Annotated in this window: 9 protein-coding genes; 3 read left to right on the top strand and 6 right to left on the bottom strand. The window is 68.3% G+C overall.

The features are described 5' to 3' along the window. Positions 1-347: 347 nt before the first annotated feature. Positions 348-3,257 (top strand): PAS domain-containing protein, encoded by a 2,910-nt coding sequence (locus FHR73_RS04885; protein WP_260175594.1) that lies wholly within the window; start codon positions 348-350, stop codon positions 3,255-3,257. Positions 3,258-3,266: 9 nt separating this feature from the next. Here FHR73_RS04885 and FHR73_RS04880 read toward each other — a convergent pair whose 3' ends face one another. Continuing rightward, positions 3,267-4,181, bottom strand: a complete 915-nt coding sequence (locus FHR73_RS04880; RefSeq protein ID WP_183630196.1) for a transporter — start codon at positions 4,179-4,181, stop codon at positions 3,267-3,269. 110 nt (positions 4,182-4,291) lie between these two features. Continuing rightward, on the bottom strand, positions 4,292-5,284 hold the full coding sequence (locus FHR73_RS04875) for a helix-turn-helix transcriptional regulator (RefSeq protein ID WP_183629820.1): 993 nt from the start codon (positions 5,282-5,284) through the stop codon (positions 4,292-4,294). 277 nt (positions 5,285-5,561) lie between these two features. Between FHR73_RS04875 and FHR73_RS04870 the strand changes: the two genes are divergently transcribed. Next, on the top strand, positions 5,562-6,527 hold the full coding sequence (locus FHR73_RS04870) for an alpha/beta hydrolase (RefSeq protein ID WP_183629819.1): 966 nt from the start codon (positions 5,562-5,564) through the stop codon (positions 6,525-6,527). A gap of 15 nt (positions 6,528-6,542) precedes the next feature. On the opposite strand, the gene FHR73_RS04865 is transcribed toward FHR73_RS04870, so the two are convergent. The 3 genes from FHR73_RS04865 to FHR73_RS04855 form a co-directional block, all read right to left on the bottom strand. Beyond that, positions 6,543-7,709 carry a D-alanyl-D-alanine carboxypeptidase family protein gene (locus FHR73_RS04865; protein WP_183630195.1) on the bottom strand — a complete coding sequence of 389 codons (1,167 nt, stop codon included), beginning with the start codon at positions 7,707-7,709 and terminating at the stop codon, positions 6,543-6,545. A gap of 113 nt (positions 7,710-7,822) precedes the next feature. Continuing rightward, positions 7,823-9,196 carry a HAMP domain-containing sensor histidine kinase gene (locus FHR73_RS04860; RefSeq protein WP_183629818.1) on the bottom strand — a complete coding sequence of 458 codons (1,374 nt, stop codon included), beginning with the start codon at positions 9,194-9,196 and terminating at the stop codon, positions 7,823-7,825. After that, positions 9,174-9,851: a response regulator transcription factor gene (locus FHR73_RS04855; protein ID WP_183629817.1), complete on the bottom strand. Its 678-nt coding sequence runs from the start codon at positions 9,849-9,851 to the stop codon at positions 9,174-9,176. The genes FHR73_RS04860 and FHR73_RS04855 overlap by 23 nt, the downstream gene beginning before the upstream one ends. Before the next feature lie 151 nt (positions 9,852-10,002). Here FHR73_RS04855 and FHR73_RS04850 point away from each other — a divergent pair, with 151 nt between their 5' ends. Continuing rightward, positions 10,003-10,791 (top strand): extracellular solute-binding protein, encoded by a 789-nt coding sequence (locus tag FHR73_RS04850; protein ID WP_183629816.1) that lies wholly within the window; start codon positions 10,003-10,005, stop codon positions 10,789-10,791. Between the two features lie 17 nt (positions 10,792-10,808). Here the strand turns inward: FHR73_RS04850 and FHR73_RS04845 are convergent, their stop codons facing one another. Next, positions 10,809-12,122, bottom strand: coding sequence for a CitMHS family transporter (locus tag FHR73_RS04845; protein WP_183629815.1), 1,314 nt, complete (start codon positions 12,120-12,122; stop codon positions 10,809-10,811). Positions 12,123-12,157 lie beyond the last annotated feature (35 nt).

The following is a 12,157-nucleotide window of genomic DNA, read 5'->3' as shown; positions in this document are numbered from 1 at the left end:
CGGGTCCGCCGCGTGCAACCGTAGAGAGCCCGGGCAGCGACCGGGTTCCGGTTGCTGACCGTTCGTCCCCCGGGTCGGACGGTCAGGCGCGCGGGCATAGCGCGATCCTGGGCCCCGGCTACCGGCCAGCCGCCGCTGCGCTTGCCCTCGTCTAGCCCGGGAGCCCGCACGAGCGCACCGTTTCGCTCACATGCAGCGGTTTTGCCCGGCCACTGGCAAGCCACCGATCCGCTGGGTTTGCCGATCAGCGGCAGGGCCTTTTCGCCCTCGCGGGCCCTTGCCACACTCTCCGACTTTTTGCGGTCGAACGACCCTGAAGATCCCTTCCCCCGAGGATGCCCAGCAAGATGAGTGAGGGACCCCTGGCCACGCTGACGCGCGCCGAACTCGAAGCCGAGGTGCTGCGCCTGCGCGCCGCCTTGCAGGAGGCCCTGCCGGACAAAGACGCCGCCCGCCGCCCCAGCAAGGCACGCAGCCGCGCCGTGCTGGAAAGCACCACCCAGTTCGCCATCGTGGTCTGCGACCGTGAGGGGCTCATCACGGACTGGAATCCGGGCGCCGAGCAGGTCATGGGCTGGACCGCCCAGGAGATGATCGGCGAGGATGCCTCGCGCTTCTTTACTCCTGAAGACCGGGCCAACCGTCGTGCCGCGTACGAGATGGCCAGGGCTTTGCGGGATGGCAGCGCCTTGGACGAGCGCTGGCACCTGCGCAAGGACGGCCAGCGCTTCTGGGCCTCGGGCGAGATGATGGCCCTGACCGACGACGATGGCGAGCCCCTGGGGTTCGTCAAGATCCTGCGCGATCGTACCGTCGAACACCTGGCGGGCCTGGCGCTCAAGGAAACCCAGGAACGCTACCGGCTGGTGGCCGAAGCCACCAATGACGCCATCTGGGATTGGGACTTCAGCACCGGCCAGGTGCGCTGGAACGAAGCCTTGACCGCAGCCTATGGCCACGCCCCTGAAGCGATGGACTCTACCGGCAGCTGGTGGCTCGCCCAGATCCATCCGGACGACCGCACGCGAATCGACGCCTCCATCCATGGGGTGATCGATGGCGACGGCCTGGTCTGGACCGACGAATACCGCTTTCTGCGTGTGGACGGCTCCTATGCGCTGGTGTTCGACCGCGGTCGGGTGATCCGTGATGTCTACGGCCGCCCCACGCGGATGATCGGCGCCATGCTGGACATGAGTCAGCTGCAGACGGCCGAAACCGCCCTGCGCAAGAGCGAGGAGCGCTTTCGCGCCATCATCGAGACCATCGGCTCGGCCTTCGCCATCGTCCAGGTCAAGTTCGATGCCGACGACAAGCCCATCGACTACCGCTTCCTGGAAGCCAACCCAGCGTTCGAGCGCCAGGCCGGGGTCAATCTGCGCGGCAAGTGGGTGACCGAATTCGCGCCCAACCTGGAGCAGTTCTGGTTCGACACCTATGGCCATGTGGCCAAGACCGGCGAACCGGCCACCTTCGAGAACTACGCCAACACCTTCGAACGCTGGTTCGACGTGCGTGCCGTGCGGGTCGGCGACCCGGACGAGCGCCAGATCGCCATCCTCTTCAGCGACGTGACCGAGCGGCGCAATGCCGAGGAACGACTGCGCATCAGCGAGGCCCTGGCCCGGGAAAACATCGAGCGGGTGCAGCTGGCGCTCTCCGCCGGCGCCATCATCGGCACCTGGCACTGGGACCTGCCAACCGACAGATTCACCGTGGACGAAGCCTTCGCCACGGTCTTCGACCTCGATCCGCAGCTGGGCCGCAAGGGCCTGAGCCTGGCGCAGGTGGTCACCAACGTTCACCCCGATGACCAGGAGGGCCTCGCCCGGGCCATCGAGGTGGCGATCACCCAGGCCGGCTCCTTCGCGCATCAATACCGGGTGCGGCGCGCCGATGGCCGCTACTACTGGATCGAAGCCAACGGCCGGGTGGAGCTGGACACCGACGGCACCCCGCTGCGCTTTCCCGGGGTGCTCATCGATGTCGAGGAGCGCCGCGCCATCGAAGCCGAGCGCGACAAGGCCCTGGCCGCCCTGCGCACCCTCAACGACACCCTGGAGATCCGCGTCGCCGAGCGCTCGGCGGAATTGATGCAGGCCGAGGAAAAGCTGCGCCAGTCGCAGAAGATGGAAGCCGTCGGCCAGCTCACCGGCGGCCTCGCCCATGACTTCAACAACCTGCTGGCCGGTATCTCCGGGGCGCTGGAACTGATGGAGACGCGCATCGCCCAGGGCCGCCTGCGCGAACTCGATCGCTATCTGGTCGCCGCTCAGGGCGCGGCCAAGCGCGCCGCCGCCCTCACCCACCGGCTGCTGGCCTTTTCCCGGCGCCAGACCCTGGCGCCACGACCGGTGGACGTCAACCAGCTGATCGATGGCCTCACCGAACTCATCCAGCGCACCGTCGGCCCGGGCATCCAGGTCGAGACCGTCGGCGCCACGGGTCTCTGGTCGGCGCTGGTCGACCCCAGCCAGCTGGAAAACTCCCTGCTCAATCTCTGCATCAACGCCCGCGACGCCATGCCCGAGGGCGGTCGCATCACCATCGAGACCGCCAATCGCTGGATGGATCGCGAGACCGCCCGTGCCCAGGATTTGCCGGAAGGCCAGTACCTGTCGCTGTGCGTGACGGATACCGGGGTGGGCATTCCGCCGGAGGTGGCGGCCCGGGTGTTCGAGCCCTTCTTCACCACCAAGCCGATCGGCCAGGGCACCGGCCTGGGCCTGTCGATGATCTATGGCTTCGCGCGTCAGTCGGGCGGTCAGGTGCGGCTCTACTCCGAAGTCGGCCAGGGCACCACCCTGTGCATCTATCTGCCGCGTTATCTGGGCGAGGCCGCCGCCGACGAAGACCTGGCCACGCGCCTGGACATGGCCAGCAGCGCCCAGGGCGAGACGGTGCTCATCGTCGACGACGAACCGACTGTGCGGATGCTGGTGGTGGATATCCTCGAAGACCTCGGCTACGCGGTGATCGAAGCCGCCGACAGCCTGACCGGCCTGAAGATCCTGCAGTCCGCTGTGCACCTGGACCTGCTGATCACCGACGTCGGCCTGCCCGGTGGCATGAACGGCCGGCAGATGGCCGAGGCGGGTCGCCAGTCCCGCCCGGGGCTGAAGACCCTGTTCATCACCGGCTATGCCGAGAACGCCGCCATCGGCAACGGCCACCTGGACCCCGGCATGGAGATCCTCACCAAGCCCTTCGCCGTGGACAATCTGGCGGCGCGGGTGCAGGAGCTGATGGGCGGCTAGCCCGCCCCGCTAGAAGCTGGCGCCGATCTTCAGCGCTACCGTATAGCCCTCCGCCCGGTTGCGCGTCTCGAACTCCTTGTAGGCGTGCAGCCAGATGGCCGGCAATCCCGAGGCGGGGTCGAAGAAGCTAAGCGCCGGACCCAGCGCCAGGGTCCGGGCGCGATTGCCGCGGGTCACGCCGGGGGCGTCGTCGTCGCTGAGCTGGCGGTAGTAGTAGCCGCCCACCCCCGCCGTCCAGGGACCGACGTGCTGGCCGACGGCGAACTCGTGGCGATACTCCACCCCGCTGCGGTAGTCGGTGGCCGAGTTGCGCGCATTGATGTCGACCTGGAAGCTGGACGAGAGCTCCAGCCCGCTCGGGCTGATGTAGCTGGCATTGAAGATCGGCGAGACCGTCCAGTGGTTGGTCCCCGGACTGACCAGGCGATTCTTGTCATAGTCGCCAGTGGGCGCCTGGATCGACAGCTGGGTGTTGATGCCCACGCCGGGCGCCGGCTCCCAGGCGAGGATCAGCGGGATCAGCTGCAGGTCGGCCGGGCGGAACAGCTCGGCGCTGTCGCTGAACACCCGCTGCCCACCGGCGTTGATGCCGAGGTCGGCATCCATGCGAAAGAACACCGAGACCGCGCCGAAGCCGTAGCGCGCGCCGAACAGCTGCCTGTCGGTCATGCGCAGATAGGCCAGGCCGATGGCCAGGACGTTGATGTTGAAGTCGTTGCCGTCGTCCCGGCCATGGCTGTCCTTGATCACCCGCGCCTGGTAATCGCTGAAGCGCAGGCCAAAAGTGCCGACGGGCGTCGACGGCGGCATGAAGCCGGCACCGAAGTCCTGCATCCCGGCAGCGGTGGTCGGCATGCCCTTCTCGGTGGCGTGGGTGGTGGCGGCTAGCGCCGCGAGCGACAGGACGGCGGCGCGGGTCAGCATTCCGGGCATAGACGGCATGGCGGGATTCCTCAGGGCTTTCGAGCGGGCGAGCGAGGCCTCACCGGGCGCGCGGGGCGCCCGGTCTTGGCGTGGGGATCAGAGGGGGGAGATCAGTCCGGCGCGGCGGCGACCTGTTGCGCGATCTGCGCCTTGCGGTTGACGCCAAGCTTCTCGTAGATGCGCCTCAGGTGATGGCGTACCGTGGCCGGCGCCATGCCCAGGCTGCGGGCGACTTCCTTGTAGGTCTGGCCAAGGGCGAAGCACTGGGCCACTTCCAATTCGCGGGCACTGAGGCGTTCCGCCGAACTGCGCCGGCGCGCCTTGAGCAGCAGCAGGTCGCCCAGCGGCTGGGCGTCGAGTTGCAGGATGCGTCCCTGGTAGGGGCCCTGGGGATCACAGGCGGTCGGCAGGCGATTGCCCTGCCAGCCCTCCCACTCCCCGGCCAGCAGGGCGGCGAAGCCAGGCTCCATGGACAGCAGCACGCCATAGCGATCGCACACCGCCAGGGCCAGTTCGTCGAAGCTGCCCTGGCTGTCCCTAAGGGTCGCCAGGGTGCGCAGGCAACTCTCGCGCTCGGCATGCAGCAGGTGTGGCATCAGCCATTCCACCAGCTGGCATTCCAGGATGGTGAAGGGCGTGGCAGGGTCGTCGCGGAACAGCGTGAGATGCACGCCCAGGCGGGTCTGGTCATCGGTGAGTACGATGCGCAGGCCGTGGTCCAGGCCATACCGCCGCCCCAGGGCGGCCAGGGTCGGCGCGGCCGCTTCGTTCCGGCAATCGAACAGCTGGCAGCGGCCCTGCTCCTGATGCAGGTCGCCGAGGCCGCGGTCGTCGGCCTTGAGGGCATCCCATTCGCGGGTATAGCTGCCGGGCAGCCCCAGCAGGAAGGTGCTGTGCGCCACGGGGACGCCGTCGCGCCAGGCGGAGTTGCCCCACCAGGCCTTGTCGAAGGCGACCAGGCGCTGCAACTGCTCCAGGGCCTGGGCATGGAATTCGGTGATGGCCCCGCCCCGCAGGCGGGCTTGCAGCGCCAGGACGACCTGGCTGAAGCGCGCCACCACGTCGCTGGGCACACTGCAGGAAACGACGGCTGACTGATCCATGCTACCCCCATTGTTTTGATTGTCTGGGTAGGATGCCGGCCCCCTGGCGGGGCCTGGCTTGGGTCCGAGTCTACCGTACCGCAGCGGCGCGCCTATCGTTCAGATGCAGGATAGGCCGGCCTCTGCTACGGGCGGGCCCGCGCAACGGCCGCGCGCGCGCCGCGGTCCAACGCCCGCTGCCATCGTTCATCTGATCGATAGACCCGCCCGAACGCTCCGGCGAGGCTGGCGGCGACCCGGCCTCCATCCTGGCGCCCGGGACCACAGGAGAAGCCCCATGCCCGACGTCTTCGCGCGCCTCACTCCCGAGGTTGCCGGCCTGCTGGCGCAGCTGGCCGCCCACCCGCAGCCGCCGCTGGACAGCCTCACCCCGGCGCAGGCGCGCGCCGCCTATGTGCAGCTGAATCGCGCCCTCGGCCTGCCGCCGGCAGCGGTAGCGCGGGTGGACGAGCTCAGCGCTCCCGGTCCGCTCGGCCCCATCCCGCTGCGCCTCTATCGCCCCTATGCGGAAGACGATCAACCCCGCCCGCTGGTGGTCTATCTGCACGGCGGTGGCTGGGTGATCGGCGACCTGGACAGCCATGACTCGCTCTGCCGGCAGATCGCCCTGGGTACCGGCTATGCGGTGCTGGCGGTGCACTATGCCCTCGCCCCCGAACATCCGGCACCGGCGAGCCCCGACGATGTGCTGGCCGCCCTGCACTGGCTGGCCGAGGCCGGCAGTGCTCTCCACCTCGATCTCGATCGCGTCGCCGTGGCCGGCGACAGCGCCGGCGGCGGCCTGGCGGCCATGGCCGCGCTGCACCTGCGCGAAGGACCGCTCAGGCTCAAGGCCCAGGTGCTGATCTACCCCGGCGTCGACAACACGCCCGAGGCCTGGAATCACCCCTCGCGCATCGAGAACGCCGAGGTCCCGCCGCTGACCCGGCCGATGATGGATTACTTCTCCGGGATGTATCTCCAGGACGTGGACACCCGCGATCCGCGCGTCTCGCCGCTCCATGCCGCCTCCCACGCCGACCTGCCGCCGGCGCTGATCTTTGGCGCCGAATGCGACGCCCTGCGCGATGACGCCCGCCTCTATGCCCAGGCGCTGATCGGCGCCGGCAACGCCGTGGAGTATCACGAGCTGCCGGGCATGATCCATGGCTTCATCGAGATGCTCGGGGCGCTGCCAGGCGTGCGCTGGACCCTGGAGCGGATGAACGCCTTTCTGCGCGAGCACCTGCAGCAGGCGGCCTGAGTCCGCCCACGCGGATCAGACCCGGCCGAACCAGTGCAGCACCAGCCGGTAGAGGTGCTCGGGCCAGCGCGACCACCAGCCGCCCTGCTCCACGGCCTCCAGGGCCACCAGCGGGCGGGTCTGCAGGAGGCGGTCGCCCTCCACCAGCTCCAGGCGGCCGACCACCGCGCCCTGCGCGATGGGCGCCACCAGCGGCTCGTTCAGTACCAGGCGGCGCTCGGGCGGTTGCTGGCCCTTGGGGCGGGTCAGCACCACGTCCTCGGTCACGCCCACCGGCAAGGTCGCCTGCTTGCCCTCCCAGATCGCCGGGGTGCCCAGGGCGACGCCGGCCTTGTCGAGGCTCAGGTTGTCGAAGAAGCGATAGCCGTAGGTCAGCAGCTTCTGGGTGTCCGCCGCGCGGTTGTTGATGGAATTGGAGCCGAACACCGCGGTGATCAGCCGGCGTCCGTCGCGCAGCGCCGAGGTGACCATGCAGTAGCCGGCCGCCTCGGTATGCCCGGTCTTGAGGCCGTCCACGGTGTGATCACGCCACAGCAGCAGGTTACGATTGGGCTGGCGGATGCCGTTCCAGGTGAAATGCTTTTTGGCATAGAGCTCATAGTAGGCCGACTCGTCCTGGATGATGGCGCGGGCTAGCAGCGCCATGTCGTAGGGCGAGGAAAAGTGCTCGGGGTCGGGCAGCCCGGTGGGATTCATGAAGTGACTGTCGTGCAGGCCGAGGCGCTGCGCCGTGGCGTTCATCAGACTGGCGAAGCTCTCGTTGCTGCCGGCGATGTGCTCGGCCAGGGCCACGCTGGCATCGTTGCCCGAGTCGATGACGATGCCCTGCAGGAGATCGTGCACCGACACCTGGCTGCGCGGATCGAGAAACATCCGCGAGCCTTCGGTGCGCCAGGCGTGTTCGCTGACGGTGACCGGGTCATCGGCCTTGAGCTGGCCGGCCTGGATGTCGCGGGTCGCCACATAGACGGTCATCAGCTTGGTCAGGCTGGCCGGCGGCAGGTGCTCGTGGGCATTCTCTTCGGCGATCACCTGGCCGGTGGTGGCATCCATCAGCACCCAGGCCTTGGCCGAGAGCTGGGGCGGCGAAGGAATCAGCACGGTGGCGGCGGGTGCAGCGGCGGGCGCGGCCTCGACCTGGCCGAGCCAGGCGAGACCCAGGGCGGCGAAGCCCAGTAGCAAGGGGTGTTTCACGAGCGGCAGATCCGGTGTGGCGGCAAGGGCCCGCCATCCTGGGAGCGCCCTGCCCCGGGCTCAAATGAAGCAAAGTGAAAAAAAATTTAGGAAGGCGCCCTTCAGCCGGCGCTGGTGATGACCACCCGGGCGCCCGCCAGCTCGGCCGCCTCGATGCTCAGGCTGAAGCCATGCAGGCGGACGATGGCCGCCACCAGCGACAGGCCCAGGCCATAGCCCGGTTGCTGGCGACTGGCATCGCCGCGATAGAGCCGGCGCAACACACTCTCGCGCTCGGCCTCGGGAATGCCGGGGCCGTCGTCGACCACCTCGATGCGCACCGTCAGGCCGACCGCGCGCGCCACCAGGCGCACCCGGCCGCCCTCGGAGGCGAACTTGAGGGCGTTGTCGAGCAGATTGACCAGCGCCTCGAACAGCAACTCGGCGTCACCCTGCACCTCCGGTAGATCCTCGCCCAGTTCCAGGCTCAGGGTCTGAGCCTTTTCCTGGGCCAGGGGTTCGTAGAAGTCATGGGCCTGGCGCAGCAGCGCCGCCAGGTCCAGGGGCGCGAAGGCCATACGCCGCCGAGTGTCCTCCAGCTCGGAGATGCGCAGAAGCCCCTGGAAGCGCGACATGATGGCTTCGGTCTCGGCCAGCGCCTCGCCGAGGCTGTCGGCCTGGGGTTCGGCCAGCGGCAACTGCTGCAGCTGGTGCAGGCGCGCGCGCAGCCGGGTCAGCGGGGTGCGCAGGTCATGGGCGATGCCGTCGCAGACGCCCTTCACCTCGTGCATCGAGCGCTCCAGCTGCGCCAGGGTGGTATTGACCGCATCGGCCAGCATGTCCAGCTCGTCGTGCCGCGGCGACAGCGGCAGGCGTTCTTCCAGGTGACCGGCGACGATCCGTTCCAGGCTGCGTTGCAGTCGCTCGACGCGCCGCAGCGGTCGTCGCCGCAGCAGGTGCCAGCCGACCAGCCCGGGGATCAGCGTCAGCGACAGGCCCCAGAACAGCGCCTGGCCGATGATGCCGCCCACCGCCGAGATGGAGCCGCCATCGCGGGCCAGCACCAGGATGCGGCCGTCGGCGCGGCGCTGCAGAAAGGCATGGCTGCTGCGCGTCTCGTCCAGGGCGTCGGTGGTCCTGAGGCCACGCTGCAGGTAGTGCACCTGGCCGTCGTCCGGCAGGTTGCGCAGCAGCTTGACCAGGTTGCCGGCGATAGGGCGACCATCGGCCTCGAACAGGCCGTAGGCGTCGATGCCGGGCATGGAATAGACCTCGCTGGCCTGCAACTCGCCCAGCAGGTCGGCGTCGGCCACCTTGCCGTAGTAGTGCGCCCGCTGCAGCAGGGTGCGCTCCGCCACGGCGCCCAGGTAGCCGGAGATCTGCCAGTAGAGCACCCCGGTGAAGACCGCGCCCCAGGCCACGAAGAGCAGCGCATAGAGCGCCAGCAGGCGGCTGCTGCCCGAGCGCCAGCGCCTAGTCCGGGACGACGAGGACATAGCCGGCTCCGCGAACGGTATGCACCAGCGGCCGTCCCGCCCGTTCGATCTTGCGTCTGAGCCGCCCCATGTGCACGTCGATGATGTTGGTGCCCGGATCGAAGTGATAGCCCCAGACCTGCTCGAAGAGCATGGTGCGAGTGACCAGTTGCCCGGCGTTGCGCATCAGGTAGGTGAGGATCTTGAACTCGGTGGGCAGCAGGGCGATGGCCTCGCCGGCGCGGGTCAGGGTGTTCTCGATCAGGTCCAGGGTCAGCTCGCCCACCCGCAATTGGTGACTGGCGGACTGGGCCGCCGGCCGCCTGAGCAGCGCCTCCAGCCGCGCCATCATCTCCACCAGGGAAAAGGGCTTGGTCAGGTAGTCGTCACCGCCGCATCTCAGGCCACGGACGCGCTCGTCGACATCGGACAGCGCGCTGAGCATCAGCACCGGGGTGGCGATGCCGAGGCCGCGCAGGGTGCTGACGATGGTCAGGCCGTCGAAGTCCGGCAGCATGCGGTCGAGGGTAATGATGTCGTGGCCACCGGCGATGGCCGCGGCCAGGCCGTCGCGGCCGGTGCGCTCCCAGCGTACCTGATAGTCTTGCGCCTGCAATTCGCTGGCGATGGCGTGGGCGGTCACCTCGTCGTCTTCGATGACCAAAGCCTGGGTCATGATGGCCTCTGGATCTGGCGCCCGGTCTGGCGGACCGGACACCCTAGGGAAAACGCCCAGGTCGGTAAATTAAATTTTTCTTCATTCGGACTAACGCGCTTCCGCCTCGCCCGCGGTCTATCGTCGGTCTTTTCACCCTGGAGTCTTCACCATGTTTCGACGTCTGCCCACCCTCGCCCTCGGCGCCCTGCTGCTGGCCTCCACGCCGCTGCTGGCCGCGCAACCCGTCACCACCCTCACGGTGCTGAGTTCGGGCGGCATCATGGGCGCCATCCGCGAAGTCGCCCCGGCCTACGAAAAGGCCACCGGCGTGAAACTGGACATCGCCGCCGCGCCGTCCATGGGCGACACGCCCCAGGCCATCCCCCAGCGCCTGGCCCGCAACGAGCCGGCCGACGTGGTGCTGATGGTGGGTTCGGCGCTGGACAAGCTGGTCGCCAACGGCCAGGCGCTCAAGGACAGCCGCGTCGACCTGGGCCAGTCCTTCATCGCCCTGGCGGTGCGCAAGGGCGCGCCCAAGCCGGACATCTCCACCATGGAGGCCTTCAAGCAGAGCCTGGAAAGCGCCCAGTCGGTGGCCTATTCCGACAGCGCCAGCGGCGTCTACCTGGCGCACATCCTCTTTCCGAGCATGCAGCTGAGCGATGCCTTCAAGGCCAAGGCGCGCATGATCCCCGCCGAGCCGGTGGGCGAAGTCGTCGCCCGGGGTGACGCGCAGCTGGGCTTCCAGCAGCTGAGCGAGTTGAAGCCGGTGCAGGGCATCGACATCGTCGGCCTGATCCCCGACCAGGCGCAGAAGATGACCCTCTATTCCGGCGCCGTGGTCAGCAAGAGCACGCACCCGGATGCGGCGCGCGCCCTGCTGCAGTATCTGGCCTCGAAGGACGCCGCCAAGGCGATCGAGGACAGCGGTCTCAAGCCCATCCCCGCCCAGCAATAAGGGCCAGGCCGCCGGCGTCAGACAAAGAAGGAAATGGCGCCGGTGGCCAGGGCGAGCACGGTGATGACCAGCGAGGTCAGCACCGCCCACTTGACGGTGGCCTTCTGGAAGTCACCGATGTCGCGGTCGACCATGCCCACCAGCAGCAGCGTCGAGGCCACCAGCGGACTCATCAGGTGCACCGGCTGGCCCAGCACCGAGGCGCGGGCGATCTCCACCGGATCGATGCCGTAGGCCGCGGCGGCGTTGGCCAGGATGGGCACCACGCCGAAGTAGTAGGCATCGTTGGACAGCACGAAGGTCAGCGGCATGCTGGTGATGGCCACCACCAGCGGGAACCAGTGGCCCCAGGCCGGCGGAATCCAGTCGACCAGCGTCTGGGCCAGGGCGTCGACCATCTTGGTGCCGGAAAAGATGCCGGCGAAGATGCCCGCGGCGAACACCAGCAGCACCACGGTCATGGCGTTGCCGGAATGCGCCAGGATGCGCTCCTTCTGCAACTCCAGCTGCGGATAGTTGATCATCAGCGCTAACACGAAGCCGATCATGAACAGGATGGCGGCGTGCATCACACCCATGACCAGGGCGGTCATCACCGCGATCACCAGCACCAGGTTGACGTAGGCCAGCCGCGGCCGCTTGGTCGGCGAATCGCCAAGGATCTCCTCGATATAGCACTTGCCGCCGGCCGCCCCGCCGCTCTCCAGGGCGACGTTGCCGATGCGCGCGCGTTCGCGGCGACCGAGCAGGAAGGCGGTGAAGACCACCCAGGCCGCCCCGCCGATCACCGTGGGCAGCATGGGAATGAAGTAGGCGGTGGCGTCCAGCCCCAGCGCGGCGATGGCGCGGGTGGCCGGTCCGCCCCAGGGACTCATGCCGCTCATGATACTCAGCGAGAGCATGGAGACGGTCGCCAGCACCATGGGATTCATGCCGATGCGCTTGTACAGCGGCAGCATGGCCGCGCAGGTAATCATGTAGGTGGTGGTGCCGTCGCCGTCCAGGGCCACCAGCAGCGAGAGCAGCGCGGTGCCGATGGCGATCTTGACCGGGTCGCCGTTGACGCGCTTGAGGATCTTGCGGATCAGCGGATCGAACAGCCCGGCGTCGATCATCAGGCCGAAGAAGAGGATGGCGAACAGCAGCAGCGCCGCCGAGGGCGCCACCATCTTCAGGCCATCGAGCATCATCTTGCCGGTGGTGGGGGCGAAGCCACCGATGAGGGCGAATACGATGGGCACCACGGTGAGCGCCACGATGGGCGACAGACGTTTGCTCATGATCAGGTAGGTGAAGGTCACCACCATGATCAGACCGAGAAGCGCGAGCATAGGCATATCCCTTGTTCTTGTCGTGGGTCTGGCCG

Origin of the sequence: Pseudomonas sp. AS2.8 (genome assembly GCF_014190935.1) — a bacterium.
Lineage (GTDB): Bacteria > Pseudomonadota > Gammaproteobacteria > Pseudomonadales > Pseudomonadaceae > Chryseomonas.
This window is presented reverse-complemented; position numbering and strand designations above follow the sequence as displayed.

What these genes read in the sequence shown, in the direction of transcription:
- FHR73_RS04855 (WP_183629817.1), bottom strand. Translation starts at nt 9,851, where the DNA reads ATGACCCAGGCTTTGGTCATCGAAGACGACGAGGTGACCGCCCACGCC.
- FHR73_RS04885 (WP_260175594.1), top strand. Translation starts at nt 348, where the DNA reads ATGAGTGAGGGACCCCTGGCCACGCTGACGCGCGCCGAACTCGAAGCC.
- FHR73_RS04850 (WP_183629816.1), top strand. Translation starts at nt 10,003, where the DNA reads ATGTTTCGACGTCTGCCCACCCTCGCCCTCGGCGCCCTGCTGCTGGCC.
- FHR73_RS04880 (WP_183630196.1), bottom strand. Translation starts at nt 4,181, where the DNA reads ATGCTGACCCGCGCCGCCGTCCTGTCGCTCGCGGCGCTAGCCGCCACC.
- FHR73_RS04870 (WP_183629819.1), top strand. Translation starts at nt 5,562, where the DNA reads ATGCCCGACGTCTTCGCGCGCCTCACTCCCGAGGTTGCCGGCCTGCTG.
- FHR73_RS04860 (WP_183629818.1), bottom strand. Translation starts at nt 9,196, where the DNA reads ATGTCCTCGTCGTCCCGGACTAGGCGCTGGCGCTCGGGCAGCAGCCGC.
- FHR73_RS04875 (WP_183629820.1), bottom strand. Translation starts at nt 5,284, where the DNA reads ATGGATCAGTCAGCCGTCGTTTCCTGCAGTGTGCCCAGCGACGTGGTG.
- FHR73_RS04845 (WP_183629815.1), bottom strand. Translation starts at nt 12,122, where the DNA reads ATGCTCGCGCTTCTCGGTCTGATCATGGTGGTGACCTTCACCTACCTG.